The following is a 15,913-nucleotide window of genomic DNA, read 5'->3' on the forward strand; positions in this document are numbered from 1 at the left end:
ACTGGATTGCTTCGTCGCGACGCTCCTCGCAATGACGGTGAAAGTCTGTGCCATCATCGCGTCCTCAGAATGGTCCGGAGAACCAGTTGCCCGGCACGTCGTGCGGGAATTGGCGCTGCGCGATCAGCGAGGCGGTTTCGACGTCGCGGCCGAGCATGCGGCCGACGGCGTCCGCGATGTGCTCGGCGCGGACGTGATAATTCTTCGTCAATGCCGGGCTGGTCGCCTCCGGCACGTCGGGCGCGGCGAGGCGCTGCGGCGCAGCCTTCAGGCTCGCGAAGTGATCAGTTGTGATCCGCGCCACGATCTCACCGGCAACGCCGCCGGTGAGATGTCCGCTGTCGAGCGCCAGCAGCCGGCCGGTCTTCTGCACCGAGCTGATCACCGCGGGCCAGTCGAGCGGGCGGATGCTACGCAGATCGATCAGATCGCAGGCGATGCCCTGCGCGGCGAGGTGATCGACCGCGTGCAGCGCCTCAACCGTCATGTAGCTCATCGCCACGATGCTCACCGCGTCGCCCTGGCGCACCAGCCGCGCCTTGCCGAGCGGCTCGCGCGCGTCGCCTTCCGGCACCTCGCCCTGCATGTTGTGCAGCCAGCGATGCTCGAGGAAGATCACCGGATCGTCGTCGAAGATCGAGCCGAGCAGCAGCGTCTTGGCGTCCGCGGCGGTGGTGGGCATCACCACCTTCAGGCCAGGAATATGCGCGAACCAGGATTGCAGGCTCTGCGAATGCGTCGGGCCTTGGCCCCAGCCGCGGCCGATGATCATCCGGATGGTGATCGGCGCGCCACGCTTGCCGCCGAACATGAAGCGCCACTTGGCGGCATTGTTGACGAGCTGATCGAGCGACAGCAGCGCGAAGTCGAGCCGTTGATGCGTCAGCACCGGCCGCATCCCGTTCAGCGCCGCGCCGATCGCAAAGCCGGTCATCGCCGCTTCCGAGGTCGGCATGTCGAACACGCGGTCGGGACCGAACTGCTTGTGTAGATCGAGCGTCGTGCCGAAAACGCCCTTGGGATCGTCGGTGCCGAGGCCGAAGCAGATCACGCCCGGATCGACGGTCAGCGCAGTTGCGAGACCATCCCGAATCGCGGCGGCGAAGCTGGTTGCCATCGCGCCCTCCTCAGCCCGCCGCCGACGCGATCGCGCCCGCCGCATAGACGTCGGCGAAGGCTTCGCCCGGCTCCGGGAACGGCGAGGCTTCGGCGAACGCGAAGGCCTCGTCGATCTCGGCATCGATCATCGCCTGCATCGCGGCGACGTCGGCCTCGCTGATCACGCCATCGGCGATCAGCGCGCGCTGCAGCGCCGGCACCGGATCGCGCAGCTTCCATGCTTCATACTCGGCGACGCTGCGGTAGCCGATGTCGTTGTCGTAGTTCGGCCCGCAATGTTCGCGCCAGCGATAGGTCTCGAATTCGTAGAACCGCGGCCCCTCGCCGCGCCGGATCGCCGCGACGCCTTCGCTCAACGCTGCATGCACGGCGCGCGCATCGTTGCCGTCGCCGTGATGCGTCGTCAGGCCGAAGCCGGCGACCAGTTCGTACAGCTTGCGGCCCGGCGGCTGCCGGACGCTGAGCGGCGAGTACACTGAGTAACCGTTGTTCTCGCACAGGAACAACACCGGAAGCTGCTTCACCACCGCAAAATTCACCGACTCGAAGAACACGCCGGTCTCCGGCACGGCATCGCCGAGGAACACGCAGGCGATCTGCCCGGTCTTGTTCAGCTTCATCGGGTAGGACAGCCCGACACCGACCGGCACGGTGCCGCCGACGATTGCGGTCGAGCCCATGAAGCCGACGCTCTCGTCGATCAGGTGCATCGAGCCGCCCTTGCCGCGGGCGCAGCCGGTGACCTTGCCGTAGATCTCGGCGATCATCGCCTTAAGCGAGCCGCCCTTGGCAAGATAATGCGCATGGGCGCGGTGGCCGCTGACGGCAAGATCGGTTTTCTCGAGCACCGCACCGGCGGCGGCGGCGACCGCCTCCTGCCCGACCGACAGATGCGTCGGGCAGCGCATCTTCTGTTCGCCGTAACGCGCCGCGATCGTCTCCTCCACGCTGCGGATCCGCAGCATGTCGAACAACAGGCGGCGCGACGTCTCGGCGTTCATGGGATGAACCAGTAGTAATCGCCGGTGTAGCCGATCTCGGCGAAGAACGCCTTCCACTCGTCGACATGCATGATGGTCTGCGCGGTGAGGTTCCACGCCATCATCCGGCGCTTCTCCTCGTCGTCGCGATAGGCGTCGACAGTGATGAACGCGCCCTTGCGCGCCACCCGCTCGATCTCGCGCAGCGCGGTGGCACAGTCGTCGCGGACGAGGTTGTGCACCGTGTTGATCGAGATCACCACGTCGAACGACTTGTCGGCGAAGGGCAGCTTGGTGGCGCTGGCTACGCCGACATGCGGCTTCATGTCGTCGATCGCGTGTTCGATCGCGTAGTCCGAGATATCGACGCCCTTGACGGTGATGCCCGGGATCAGCTCCGCCATGTCGTGCAGCATGAAGCCCTTGGCGCAGCCGACGTCGAGCACCGAGGACGACGCGTCGAGGCCGAAATGCGACTGGAAGGTCGGGATCACCGGCTGCCAGAACCGGGCCATGTAGTTGAAGCCGCCATAGCCGTGGCGGCGGTCGCCGTCGAAGAACTCCTTGCCGAATTTGCGCGCGATCGCGCGGTCCTCTTCCGACTTGGTCTGGCCGCGCTCGTCGACATTGCGCTTGGTGCGCGGATAGTTGACGAGCAGATCGATTTCCTGGCCCATTCCCGGCCTCACGGCTTGTGCTGATAATCGAAGGGTTGCGTCTTGAGCACGTCGAGCCAGCGATCGACCCAGGCGATGGTCTGGTCGATGCCCTCTTCCAGCGTGACCTGATCGCGCCAGCCGAGTTCGCGGCGGATCTTGCCGCTGTCGAGTTTGTAGGCCGCGTCCTTGCCGAGCCGGTCGCCGACGATCTCGACGTGATCGCCAAACGCGACGCCCATGCGGGCGCAGATCATCTCCACCAGCTCGCGGATGGTGACGATGCGGTCGGTCGAGATGTGATAGGTCTCGCCGAGCGTGCCGTGCGCGGCGATCCGGCGCGTCGCGTCGGCGACGTCGGAGGCGGCGATGAACGAGCGCTCCGAAGTGCCGCCGCCGTGCAGTTGCAGCTTACGCCCGAGCCGGATGAACAGGATGGTCCGCGGCACGATGCGGTACAGCCGCTGGCCCGGGCCGTAGACATTCGCCGCGCGGGTGTACAGCACCGGGAAGCCGTAGGCGCGGAAATACGAGCGCAGGCTCATGTCGCCGGCCGCGCGCGACACCGCGTAGGGCGTCGACGGATCGAACGGCGCATCCTCGGTCAGCGTGCCGGTCGCGCCGCCGTAGACTTCGGGCGTCGTGACGTGGACGTAGCGATCAAGAAAGTCGCAGTGCCGGAGGCGTTCGTGCAATCGCACGGTCGACACCACATTGGTCATGAACCAGTGATCGGGATTGGCCCAACTCTCGCCAACCATGCTCTGCGCGGCGAAGTTGATGATGCAGCCAAACCGCTCGGCCTCGATCAGCGCCATCAGCGCGTCGAGATCGTGGTTGAGATCGAGCTGGCGGAAACGGAAGCGCGACGTGTTCGTCCAGCGATACGGCAGGAACGCCTCGTGCGGCTCCTGCGAGCGGCTGACGCCGACCACGTCCATGCCGTGATCCAAGAGATCGCGCACCATCTCGGCGCCGGTGAACGAGTTGCTGCCGATCACCAGGACTTTTCCGAACGCCGCGCCGGCCTTCGCTTCGGGCGACGACGCAGGGATCGGTCCGGTCACGCCCCGACGCTCCGCTGCATCCAGCGCAGATTGTAGTGCCGGTCCTCGTTCTTCAACTCGCCGCGCTGGAACTTGACGATGATCTCGCGGATCGCGTCGTTGACGGTCTTCTTCGGCTTGAAGCCGGTGGCGAGCAGCTTGTCGGAATTGATCCGGTACGAGCGCGGATCGTTCGACTCCGTCACGGTGATCTTGGTCGGCACCTGGGCGTCGACCATCTTGGCGATGTCGAGAATCGAGATGTTCTCGAAGCCGGCATTGTAGACGCCGCGCAGCTCTGGCCGCTCGAGCAGCATGACGTAGAGATCGGTGATGTCGTCGATGTGGATGTTGGGGCGAACCTGGTTGCCACCGAACACGGTGATCTCGCCGTTGGTCAGCGCCTGCATGGTCAGCATGTTGACCGAGACGTCGAGCCGCATCCGCGGCGATGGCCCGCAGACGGTAGCGGGGCGCACGATCTGCACCGCCATGTCGCCGCCGTAGCTGAGCATCACCCGCTCGGCCACCATCTTGGTCTTGTTGTATTCGGAGATCGGCTCCAGCGTCAGGTCCTCGGTGACCTGCTCTTCGTCCTTGATGCCGTAGACGCTGCCGGAGGACGCGTAGATGAAGCGTTTGATGCCCTCACGGGCGGCGCGGTCGGCGAGCTGCATGGTGGCGAGCGCGCTGATCTCCCAGGTCAGTTTGGGATTGAGATCGCCGCACGGATCGTTGGCCACCGAGGCGAGATGGATGATGGCGTCGATGCCTTCCAGCGGGATCGACTTGGCGTCGCGCACGTCGCCGCGCACCACCGTCAGCGCCGGATGCTGCGGCAGATCGTTGCCGAACCACATGATGTCCAGCGCCACCACCTCGTCGCCGCGCGCCAGCAGTTTCGGCACCAGCGTGGTCCCGACATAGCCGCAGGCGCCGGTCACCAGGATCTTCATCGCATCATCCTACTGAGGTCGTTCGAGAGCATGAGATCGTTCAAGCAGATGGTCGGGCGCGGCCGGACCGGACAAACCGGCCACCGCAGGGCTCGCTACGCAAACGCCACACCACACCGGGATCGCGGCCGTGCCGCATCCACGAATCACTGCTTCCTATGTTTCCAGAGATACACGCATTTCTGCACGCGCCGGTAGGGCCGCGCGGCGCGATCAGCCGGCCGCGGGCAACGGCACGCGTTGGCCGCAGGCAAAATCGAGGATCGCGTGGCACAGCGTCAGATGGCCGATCTCCACGAAGCCGTATTGGTCGGAAGCGAGATAGAAATTGATGTCGCCCTGGCTGCGCAGCGGATTGTCCGGCGCAAAGCCGCTCAGCGTCACGATCCGGCAGCCGCGCTGCTCGGCCACCGCGACCGCATTGAGGATATTGGGCGAGCGGCCGGAGCTCGAGATCGCGATCAGCAGGTCGCCGGGCTGGGCGAACAGATCGATCTGGCGCGCGAACACCTGTTCGTAGCCGAGATCGTTGCCGAGGCAGGTGAGCATCGCGCCGTCGTTGAGGCACACCGCGCGCAGCCCGCCGTTCTTGGAGTAATCTACCGCCATGTGGCTGGCGATGGCGGCGCTGCCGCCGTTGCCGATGAAGATCAGCTTGCGGCCCTCGGCATGCGCTTCACGGGCCCAGGCGATCACCAGCGACGCCGCGACTTCCTGGCCGAAGCTGTGACCGTCGCGATCGGACACCTGCGTCGCCGCCAGCGCGTCGCGCAGCACGTCGAAATAGCCGAGCATCTGCTTGCGGGAAACCAGCGGACTCGGAGCGACATCCGCGTGGATATCACCCGATGAGTCTTCGGAGTGGGACTCTCGGGATTGCTGATCCCGGGCCTGCATCTTGCGCGACTTCATCATCCGTGCCCCAGGCGCCCAAGATGCGCTTGATTCGTCACTAATGACTGAATCGCCATCAACTGGCAACGCACAGACATCCACAGACATAAACCGGCACACGCCGGTCCTGCTCACGCTGTCAGCGCAGCCACCCTCGGCAATCTACGGGGCACGTATTGCCGGGAGTCGATCGTCCTTCGGCGGAGGTTCCAGCCCGGAGCGATGGGCGCCGAACGACTACGCCGGCGGCAGACCCGGCATCATGTCCTTACGCGTCAGGAAGGCACTGCCCTGCTTGTACGACGTCGGCAGATCGGCGAGCGCCTGCGCCTTGCGCCAGCCGGTCTTCTGGGTGAACAGGCGGACGCCGGCGCGGGTCGCGTAGTCGAAGATCGCCGCGGCGTTGGCGTCGCTGCCTATCTCCAGCATGACGTCGAGGCTGTCCCACTGCGCGGCTGGTAGCGAGGTGATGATCACCGCCTCATGGCCCTCGGCGTCGATCTTGGCAAAGTCGACCGCCGCCGCGATCTCCGCGAAGGCCGCGAGACGCACTTTGAAGCGGTCGATCTCGCCATAGGGGTCGCTCTTGGCCCCTGCGATGTGGCTGCCGGTGGTGTTGCCGCGCAGCCGGAGGAACTCGGCCTCGCCCGCCTGCGCCGACACGGCCGCTTCGTTGAGGTGGACGGTGGTGACACCGTTGGCCCGCATATTGGCCTGCAACAGCGCGACGTGTTCGGGATCCGGTTCGTAGGTTTCGACCGAGAAGCCGCAGCGCGCCATCACCAGGCTATGCAGGCCGATATTTCCGCCGATGTCGGCGGTCTTTCGGTAGGTGCCGCGGTTCTGCCAGTAGAAGGCGAACAGGATCAGTTCGTCGAGGCCGAACAGGTCCAGCGAGTCGACCGCGCCCATCGCGTGGTAGGGGAAACTGATCGGCCCGAATGGCCCGAATGGCACATCCTTGCCGCCCTGCCCGAACAGCGTCACCACCGCCTGCCGCGCCGCGGCGGCCAGTGCCTGATACGCTACGCCGCCGGGCGCATGATGGTGGGCCAGCTCCGGCAGCGCGGCGATGATCGCGGCGAGAACCTCGTGGGCGGCCGGCGCGCGCGGGGCGACCGAGGGCTGAGACGACGCGGTGCTACCTGGTACCTGGGCGGTCTGGTTCATGAATCGACGCCGTCGCTGATAAGCTGATGAATCACTCCGACCACATTTCGCCGCGCAGAGCAAGCGAGCGGCCGCGCCCCGCCCGGGCGCGGTGCGGCTACGGCGAGCGCACAAACGAAGGCGGCGGGGTTTCCCCCGCCGCCTCCAGATCGTTAGTTCGACAGTCGCTGCGGATTAGCGCAGGAGCTGCAGCACGCCCTGCTGCGACTGGTTGGCCAGCGACAGCGCGGACACCGCGATCGACTGGCGGGTCGTCAGCGCCTGGCTGTTCGCCGCTTCCTCGTTGGTGTCGGCCAGCGTCAGGTTCGACGAGCCGGTCTGCAGCACGTTGATCAGGCTCTTCGAGAAGTCCTGACGGGCCTGCACGATCGACAGGTTCGAACCGAAGGCGGACGACTGCGACCGCAGGGCGGTCGAGGCAGCGCTCAGCTTCGTCAACACCGAGTTGGTGGCGTTGTTGTCGATGAAGTCCGTGCCCGAGCTCAGGGTCGACAGGCCGAGGCCGGTCGGGTTGAAGGTCACGCCCTGGATCGAGATCGTGGCCTTGCCGGTTTCGTTGAACACCAGCTTCAGGTTGTCGCCGTTCAGCAGGTTGACGCCGTTGAACGAGGAGTCCTGCGCGGTGGTCTTGATCTGGTCGAGCACGTCGTTGAACTGCTTGACCAGGCCGGCGCGGGTCGTCTGCGCGTTGACGTCGACCACCGGTGCGTTCGGCAACGAGAAGGTCAGCGTCGAGGACAGAGTGCCGCCGATCACGCCGCCGTCCGCGCCACCCAGCGTGTGGGAAGCGTAGTCGTTCGAAGCCGCGATCGTGAGCTTGCCCGAGGCGTTGTCGATCGACGCCGTCAGGTTGTTGGACGCCAGCGCAGCGTTGAGCTGAGCGAGCGACTTGACGGTGCCGTTGGTGCCGTCGCCGAAGGTGACGTTGGTGGCCGCACCGCCGTTGAAGGAGGTGAAGGTCAGCGTCTTGCCGTTCAGGCTGCCGGCGGAAGCGCCGCGAGCCGCGGTGAACGAGGTGGCGCTACCGCTCGGGCCGGTGAGGCCGAGGGCCGCCAGCGCGTTGCCGGTGCCGTTGATGCTGAGGTCCGACGCAAGGCCGGTCGACAGCTTCAGCGAGCCGCTCGTGATCGACGAGTTGGCAGTGCCGTTGGCAGTCGCGATCGTCGCGCCGGAAACACCCAGCGAGGCGGTGCGGACACCGGTGGCAAGGTCGATGGCCTTGAGGACGTCGTCAACGGTGCCCTTCTGCAGGTACACGGTCGAGTTGCCCTGGCCGTCGGTCTCGACGTTGCCGGAGATGCCCTGGTGGGTCGAAGACGCGGTCGGAACCGCGGCGTTCTTGAAGGTGATGGTCTTGCCGTTCACGTTCAGGGTCGAGCCATCCGCAATCAGCGTACCGAGCGTGGTGCCGCTGGTGGTGCGCTGCTTGGTCAGGGTCAGCGGACCCGTACCGGTAGCGGTGGTGAGGCCGAGGCTCTTGAACAGGTCGGTCGACGCCGTGATGTTCAGGTCGGCACCGGTCGAGCTCTGGATGGTGGTGATACCAGCCGCCACAGCCGACGCGGTCTGACCCGAGTTGGTGCTGATGGTGGCCACACCGTTCGAGATCGAAGCGGCCTTGACGCCGTTGGCGAGATCGACCGCGGTCAACAGGTCGCCCACCGTCGCGTTGGTGAACTTGTCCTGGTCGCCGAGATAGATGGTCGAGTTGCCGTTGCCGTCAGTACCGATACGGCCGAGAACGCCAGTGCCCGACGGGATGTTGTTGCCCTGCGGAGCATCGGAGGTCTTGAACGTGATGGTCTTGCCGTTCACCGAGATCGTGGTGCCGTCGGCGATCGCCGTGGTGGTGAGGCCACCATGGGTGTTGAACAGCTGCGTCGTCGACGAGATGTTGGCCGACGCCGTCGAAGCGGCGGTGTCAACGGTCTGCGCCGTCAGGCCGAGCTTGGCGAGGACGGTGCCGCCGGCGTTGTCGCCGATCGTCAGCGGGCTGTTGGTGCCCGAGTGCAGTTCCAACTTGCCGGCCGTCACGGTCGAGGAGTGACCGGTGTTGCCGTTGATGTCGTCGATGGTGTTGGCCAGCTTCGTCAGGGTCTGGTCGAGACCGATCGTGTAGTTGCCGTTGCTGTCCTTGCTGGCAGCGCCGGCGGTCGTGAAGGTGATGGTCTTGCCGTTGACCGTGATCGAGTCGCCCGCAGCCGGACCGGTCGCCGTGGTGGTCGAACCGTTGGTGAGGTCGCTGATCAGGTTGGAGCCGGCCGCGGTGGCGGCGGCGGTGCCGACGCTGAGAACGCTGCCGAGCGCGGTGTTGTCAGCCGCACCGAGAACGGTGACAGCCGAAGCAGCCGCGATGCTGACGATCGCGCCGCCGAGCGTATCGGTGCCCGACGCAGCGTTGGTGCCGCCGGCGGTGCCGTCGAAGATCACGTTGCCGGTGGCGACACCGTTCGTGAAGCTCTGAGTACCGCGGAGGTCGTCGGCAGTGGCGCCGGAGATCGTGGCCGAAACGTTCGACTTCGTGGCGTAGCCCGAGGTCGTCTGCAGGGCCTGGTTGGCGATCGACTTGGCCGAGTCCACCAGCTTGGTGAGCGAGGTGATGCCGGTGTTCGCAGCCTGCAGAATCTGCACGCCGTTGCCGATGCCGTCCAGCAGGTTGTTGATGTCGCTGGCGCGCGCGTCGAGCGAAGCAGCGGTGAAGAAGTTGGTCGGATTGTCGAGCGCCGAGTTCACCTTCTTGCCGGACGAGAGACGGCTTTGGGTGGTGGCGAGCAAGTCGGCCGTGGCCTGAAGCGACGAGAGATTCTGGCGAACGGCGTTCGAGAGAACGATACCTGACATGTGATGCTACCTTCCTGGTGCGCAAATACGATCTTCTTGATCGACCGCGGAACCATGACGGTGAGACTCTAAAAATGCGTAAAGGAGAGGCAGAGGCTTTAACGGACCAGAACACGCGTAAAACCACGTGGTTAGTCCTCGTGAAACAACGAGGCCGGACGCGTATTTGCCGACGAAGCGGGCAGCGCTTTCGTCGAAAGATGCTGGATTTGGTGAGGCTTGCGAGGATCGCGACGCAGAAGCACGCGAGCGGCGGCCGCCGCACGATCACAGCAACCGCGATCTAATCGTTGACGGATCTTTAACTAGGCGGCGTCTTCCGCAATCTGGTGATCGCCGCGTCAGCCCGCCGGCGTTGCTGAATGAGACCGGCGCAGATGCGGACGCAGAGCCAGCACGAGCGGGATGATCAGGGCCGCTGTTGCCGATGACGCCAGCACGCCGACCGTGCGGCTGCTGTGGTCGGCGATCGTGCCATACAGGATCGGCGCGAGACCGCCCGCACAGATGACACTTGTATAGAAGACAGCGAACGCGCGTCCGGTATCCCCGCTCGAGAGCTCCGGGACAGTGCCATAGAGCACTGACGACGTGCCGTTCAGCACGATGCCGAGCAGCGGCAGGAGAACAAACGTCAGCGGCAGCGGAGTGAACAGCGTCGCCACGATCAGCAAGGCAGTGGCCGCCTCGGTGATGATGACGGTGCCGACGACGCCCAGCCGTTCGCCCAGCCAGGCGCAGGTCGCCTTGCCGAACGCACCGCCGATGAACAGCAGGGCGAGCGCGCCTCCGACCGCCTCCAGGCCGCCGCCCTGCCCATGGATCAGAAAGGGCAGGAACAGCAGATATCCCATGCGGGTCGAGGTATCGAGCGCGCCAATCGTGGTGAGGACGCGAAAGCCACCGCGGCCGCGCGCGGGCGCCGCGTCTTTGCCGGTCGTGTTCGGAGCGGAAGCCGTCGGGGCCAGCCAGGCAAGCGCCGCCACGATCAGCAGTCCGAGCCCGGCCAGCAGCGCCAGCACCGATTGCCAGGCGAAGATCGGCAGCAGCATCGCGATCATGGCGGGCAGCGCGGCTTTGCCCAGGTCGCCCGAAAAATTGTAGATGCCGAGCGGCTGCCGTGAGCCGGTGCCATAGCTGTCGACGACGAGCATCGAACCGCGCGGATGCTGGATGCTCGATCCGATGCCGGCCACGACCAGGCCGACGCAAAGCCCGGCAAATCCGAACGGCAGCGCCATCAGCAGCAGGCCCGCCGCGGCCGTGGCGGTGGACAGGATCAGTGCGGCGCGTGGCGACACGCCACGAAGAATCCGGTCGGCGGGGATCTGCAGGCCGCCCATCGTGCCGAAATACAGCGATCTGACGACGGCGAGCATCGCGTAGGACAAGCCGAACTGCGCCTGCCAGACCGGCAGGAAAGCATAGAGGCCGTCGGTGTAGCCGTCGTGAAGCGCATGGGCGAGGCATGCGGCCAGCAGACTGCGCGATTTCTTCCGGCTGGTTGATTCCGATGCGGGCTCGTGGAGATCGCCTGCTCTCGCCCTCGTCACTCCGTTCATGTCGACGCGCCCGCGTCGCGGACGAGATTGAGGCAACAGAAAATCTGCATCATGATCTTTTGCGAAACTGACGATCGTTGTTAAAGCGACCTTGAACGATTGGCGCGTCCGTCACAAACCAGTAATAATCGCCGCATGGGTTAGGATTTCTATCGATGGTTCAGCACAGGGTCTTGCCGCCCCTCAACGCGGTCCGCGCCTTCGAGGCGGCGGCTCGTCTCGAGAGCTTCAAGCAAGCCGCGCTCGAACTGAACGTCACGCACGGCGCCATCAGTCAGCAGGTGCGGCTGCTCGAGGATCGGTTAGGCCCGCCCGGTCTGTTCCGCCGCTCGACACGGCGCGTGACGCTGACCCCGGCCGGCAGGGCGCTGTTCGAAGACATCGGCCCGGCGCTCGATCGCATCGCGGGCGCCGTGCAGCGCCATCGTGCGACGCGCGGCGACGTGCCGGCGGCTGTGCTCCGCGTCAATGCCCTGGCGACATTCAGCATGCGCTGGCTTCTTCCGCGGCTGAAGCGTTTCCGCGACGAGCATCCCGACATCGAGGTTCGCCTCACCACCTCGAATGAACCGATCGACGCGCTGCCGGAAGCCTTCGATGTCGTTATTCGCGGCGGCCCGGATGCCTTCCTCGGCTTCACATCCCGGCTGTTTCTTGCCGAACGCCGTCTGCCGGTCTGCAGCCCAACCCTGATCGCCAAGCTGCCGCTCGACGACGTGTCCGATCTGGCGCAGCACACATTGCTGAACGTCTCGTCCATGCCGCGGCTGTGGCACGACTGGCTGGTCCACGCCGGACAGCCTCGCATCACGCCGGCCGAGACGCTGACCTTCGATCACTTCTTTCTGTCGATCCAGGCCGCTCTGGATGGTTTGGGCGTGGCCATGGGCCCGACCGCGCTGATCGGCGACGACGTTGCGGCCGGCCGCCTCGTCGCGCCGTTTCCGGACGTCAGTCTGCCTGCGCGGAGCTACTTCGCCTACGTACCCGATGGGAGCCAGGGCGGCTCACCGACCGCATTGTTCTGCGACTGGCTGGAACGCGAAGGGCAGCACTCGGCCGCCCCTGCAGCCTCTGCGCCCTGACAAATCGCGACGCTCCGACTCTGGCGATGGAATGCATCGCCTGTGAGAAGCCCGCCCAGCTCCGTCATTCGATCGGGTGCTTACAGGAACTTAACCAGGCTCATCTGATAGAGCTGCGAGGTCAACTGATAGGACGCCTGCAGACTGGTCTGCAGCGCCAGGATCTTGGTCGCGACCTCGTCGTTGTTCACGCCTTCGATCGAATCCAGCATCGTCTGCGCCAGCGCCTTGGTCTGGGTCTGGCGGTCGCCCGTCGCCTTCATCGCGGCCTGCGCGCCGGCGAGATCGGCCTGGATGTTCTGAATCGTCTGCTGGCCAGGCACCGTCGCGAGGTTCGCCGCGACCCGCTGATTGAGCGCTGCAAGCTTGTTGGCGCCGTTCGGGTCGGTGGCGGAGGTCGTCACGGCGGCGAACACCGCCACGGTCTGCAACTGCTTGCGCAGCGCCTGCTCGTCGGCGCGGATGCCGTATTGCACCGTGATCGAGTCGTCGACGCGGCCGACCGCCGTGCCGCGCGCCGGATCGCTCGCGGAGTCCGGCTCGCCATTGTACCAGAACACGGTGTTGGCCTTGGTGCCGGCGACCTGCGCGGTGGCGGCACCGAACGGCGCAGTGCCGGCGACGCGCAGCGGCGGCGTGTTGTTGAAGAAGTCGTCGCCCGCCTTGATGGCGGACGCAGCCGACAGCGCGCTGCCCGACAGCTTCTGCACCGCGTCGGTCAGCGCCGATTTCAGATTGGTCGCGGTGACCGAGGGCGACGCCGCCACCGGCGGCACCGCCAGCGGGTCACCCGGATCGATCGCGAAGCTGTTGGCCGGCAGCGGCGTCTGCGACGACGCCGTCAGCTTGATGGTCTCCTGAGTGCCGTCCGGCAGGTCGAAGGTGAACGACACCGTGTCGCCGTCCTTCGGCAGATTGCCGTTGAGGTCGATGCCCATCGCCACCGGATTGGGCGCCGCCGGCGGCGTGGTCGGCGGCGTTTCGGTCGGCTGCGTCACGGTCGCGCCGGCGATCGTGGTGGCGACCGAGGAAATCTTCAGGCCAAACGGCGACGCGCCGATCGGCGTCGGCGTCGCATACGGATTCGCGGCGAAGTCTTCGCCGATCTGCACCGAGGTCGCGGTCGCGCCAGTCGAGACGATGGTGCGCCCCATGCCGTCGGTGCCGACATCGGCGTCGTGACGCTCGCTGATCACCTGCTTCAGACCGGCGATCGCTGCGCCGTTGCCGTTCATGATCTGGTCGGCGGCGGTGACCGGCGCGGTGTCGGTCGAGCGGCCGGAAAACAGATAGCGGTCGCCGGACTGCGCGTTCAGCATGTCCACCGCATCGAAGAAATCGAGGCCGGCGGTCTTCTGGCCCGACGACTGCCCGGTATTGTCCAGCGTCGCGCCGGCGCTGGCGGCAGCGCCCTTCACTTCGCTGCCGATCGCGTTGAGCCGCTGCAGCGACAGATTGGCGACGCTGATCCGGGTGTTGATGTTGGTCATCGTATCCGAATAGCTGGCGATGTTCGCCACCTGCGCCCGCATCCCGATCGCGATGCTGCGGCCGGTGCCGTCGCCCGCATAGGTCGTCGAGATCCGCCCGTTCGCAAGCTGCCCGGTCAGATTCTCGATCTGACTGCGGAGATTGAGAATGCTGGTGCCGATATAGGAAGTACGCCCGCTTACGCCATCGATCGCCATTGCTGCCTCACATCACCTGCATCAGAGCCTGATACATCTGGTTCACCGTGGACATCACCCGTGCATTCGCCGAATAGGCGTTCTGAAGCGACAGCAGATGCGCCATCTCCTCGTCCATGTTCACGCCCGAATTGGTCGAGTACTTCTGTTGCAGCGTGTTCAGCACCACGCTCTGACCGTCCGCGAGCTGCGACGCAGCCTGCGCGTTGGAGCCCTGCTGCGAAACGAATTGCTGCAGATAGTTCTCCAGCGTGCCGTTGTAGGGCGCGGTGGACGACCCGACGCCGGTCGAGGGCGAGTATAGATACTTGCTGGTGGTGAGCTGCTTGAGGATGAAGTCCGGCCGCGTGGTGTCGCCCGCCGTGGTCGTGGCCGAATATGCCACCAGCTTCGACGGATCGTTGACCAGCGCCGAATTGACGGCGATCCGCTGGGCGAAGCCGGTCATCTGCGTGCCGGTGCTGCTCAGCGCGCCGGTGTAGGCGGAAGTGCCGTCGGTGAACAGCGGCAGCTCGGCGCTGCCGCCGGCCAGCGACGTTTCCGTGGTCGTTACCGACGCCGCGGTGACGGTGGAGAAGCCGGCATTGTTCAGCACCGTGATGTTCGGCGCGGTGCCGGTGAACTGCAGGTTACGGCCGTTCAGCGCGGCATTGAGCTGTGTGGTGATCGAGCCGGACGCGCCGGAGAAATCAATGCCGACGACGTAGTCCTTGGGATCGAGCGTCGCGGTCTGCGGCAGCGGCAGCGCCGCCGGATCGTCCACCCGCATCACCGTCACGGTGCGCTGCGCGCCGGTCGTGGTGTAGCTGATATTGATCGTGTTGCCCGACTTCATGTTGGAGAGGTCGAGCGAGAAGCCGGCCTGCGTGCCGGACGTCACGGCGGTGCCGGCCGTGGTCTTGTCCGACAACGCGCTCGCCATCGAGGCGGCGAACTGATCGAGCTGGGTCTGGGCCTGCACCAGCGTCTTGTCGCGAAGCTCGATATAGGCCGCCATCTTGCCCGACTTCAGCGAACTGGTCAGGTCCATGGTCGAGCCGTCCGGATAGGTCACCTTGACCGACCCAAGCTGGCTCTGAGACGGATTCGAGCTCCACGTCGTGCTCGGCGTGACCGTGCCCTGCGCATCGAACGACAGTTTTGCGGCCTGCATGCCGGCGAGTTGCACGCCGGCGCCGGTGAAGACGGTGACCTGGTTGGACGAGTCGGTGACGACGCGGATGTCCATCAGCTGCGAGAGCTGACTGATCGCCTGATCGCGCTGGTCGAGCAGCGATGCGGTCGCCGCATCGGTGGAGGTGCCGCCGGCCGGGTTGGTGCGGATGTTGTTGTTGATCGAGGCGATCTGCTGCAGCAGGTTGTTGGCGGTGGTGACGCTGTCCGACAGGCCGGTCTCGGCGCCGGTGCGGAGCGCCTGAATGCCGTTCGACATCGAATTGAGCGCGCCGGACATCACTTGCGCCGCGTTGAGCAGACCAATCCGCGCCGAGGTGCTGTCCGGACTGGTCGAGAGCGCCCGCACTGCGGCCGTCAGGCTGTTGAACGAATTCTCCAGCGTGCCGGTCGAGTTCGGATCGCCGAACAATCCTTGCAGTTGTTTGAGGAAGTCGGCCCGCAGCGACGCGTAGGATGAGCCGGACGTCTCGGTGCGAAGCTGCGACTGGAGATAGGCATCGAGTTCGCGATTGACGCCGATGATCGACACGCCGCTGCCGGACGTGCCAGACGGCGTGGTGACCTGATCGACCGTTTTGCGGACGTAGCCCGGCGTCTCCGCATTGGCGACGTTGGACGACACCAGCGACATCGCGGCCTGGTTTGCACGCAGGCCGGCCATTGCGATCGAAAGTGCGTCTCCGAGACCCATGACTAACTACCGGTTGGACGAACGAAACTAAGCGTCGGGCGATACTCGC

Annotated in this window: 12 protein-coding genes; 1 reads left to right on the forward strand and 11 read right to left on the reverse strand. The window is 65.6% G+C overall.

Annotation, left to right across the window (positions count from 1 at the left end; genetic code table 11):
- Positions 1-64: 64 nt before the first annotated feature.
- The 9 genes from ACOJTD_RS07530 to ACOJTD_RS07570 form a co-directional block, all read right to left on the reverse strand.
- A complete protein-coding gene (locus ACOJTD_RS07530) occupies positions 65-1,117 on the reverse strand; it encodes an alpha-ketoacid dehydrogenase subunit beta (protein WP_420132299.1) in 1,053 nt (350 codons plus the stop codon).
- 10 nt (positions 1,118-1,127) lie between these two features.
- Positions 1,128-2,120 (reverse strand): thiamine pyrophosphate-dependent dehydrogenase E1 component subunit alpha, encoded by a 993-nt coding sequence (locus ACOJTD_RS07535; RefSeq protein WP_420132300.1) that lies wholly within the window; start codon positions 2,118-2,120, stop codon positions 1,128-1,130.
- Entirely contained in the window at positions 2,117-2,776 is a 660-nt protein-coding gene (locus tag ACOJTD_RS07540; RefSeq protein WP_420132301.1) for a class I SAM-dependent methyltransferase, read from the reverse strand. The genes ACOJTD_RS07535 and ACOJTD_RS07540 overlap by 4 nt, the downstream gene beginning before the upstream one ends.
- Positions 2,777-2,784: 8 nt before the next feature.
- Positions 2,785-3,822, reverse strand: coding sequence for a GDP-mannose 4,6-dehydratase (locus ACOJTD_RS07545; RefSeq protein ID WP_420132302.1), 1,038 nt, complete (start codon positions 3,820-3,822; stop codon positions 2,785-2,787).
- Positions 3,819-4,757, reverse strand: coding sequence for an NAD-dependent epimerase/dehydratase family protein (locus tag ACOJTD_RS07550; RefSeq protein ID WP_420132303.1), 939 nt, complete (start codon positions 4,755-4,757; stop codon positions 3,819-3,821). Before ACOJTD_RS07550 ends, ACOJTD_RS07545 begins: the two co-directional genes overlap by 4 nt.
- 213 nt (positions 4,758-4,970) lie before the next feature.
- Entirely contained in the window at positions 4,971-5,672 is a 702-nt protein-coding gene (locus ACOJTD_RS07555) for an SIS domain-containing protein (protein WP_082363893.1), read from the reverse strand.
- Between the two features lie 216 nt (positions 5,673-5,888).
- The gene (locus ACOJTD_RS07560; RefSeq protein WP_420132304.1) at positions 5,889-6,821 is read right to left on the reverse strand and encodes an FkbM family methyltransferase; all 933 of its coding nucleotides are present in this window, start codon (positions 6,819-6,821) and stop codon (positions 5,889-5,891) included.
- 174 nt (positions 6,822-6,995) lie between these two features.
- A complete protein-coding gene (locus tag ACOJTD_RS07565) occupies positions 6,996-9,662 on the reverse strand; it encodes a DUF1522 domain-containing protein (protein ID WP_420132305.1) in 2,667 nt (888 codons plus the stop codon).
- A 341-nt stretch (positions 9,663-10,003) separates the two neighbouring features.
- Entirely contained in the window at positions 10,004-11,215 is a 1,212-nt protein-coding gene (locus ACOJTD_RS07570; protein ID WP_420132318.1) for an MFS transporter, read from the reverse strand.
- 164 nt (positions 11,216-11,379) lie between these two features.
- Here ACOJTD_RS07570 and gcvA point away from each other — a divergent pair, with 164 nt between their 5' ends.
- Positions 11,380-12,309, forward strand: a complete 930-nt coding sequence (gcvA, locus tag ACOJTD_RS07575) for a transcriptional regulator GcvA (protein WP_420132306.1) — start codon at positions 11,380-11,382, stop codon at positions 12,307-12,309.
- An 80-nt stretch (positions 12,310-12,389) separates the two neighbouring features.
- Here the strand turns inward: gcvA and ACOJTD_RS07580 are convergent, their stop codons facing one another.
- A complete protein-coding gene (locus ACOJTD_RS07580) occupies positions 12,390-13,997 on the reverse strand; it encodes a flagellar biosynthesis protein FlgL (RefSeq protein WP_420132307.1) in 1,608 nt (535 codons plus the stop codon).
- A gap of 7 nt (positions 13,998-14,004) precedes the next feature.
- Entirely contained in the window at positions 14,005-15,864 is a 1,860-nt protein-coding gene (gene flgK / locus ACOJTD_RS07585; protein WP_420132308.1) for a flagellar hook-associated protein FlgK, read from the reverse strand.
- Positions 15,865-15,913 lie beyond the last annotated feature (49 nt).

Origin of the sequence: Rhodopseudomonas sp., assembly GCF_048594845.1 — a bacterium.
GTDB lineage: Bacteria > Pseudomonadota > Alphaproteobacteria > Rhizobiales > Xanthobacteraceae > Rhodopseudomonas.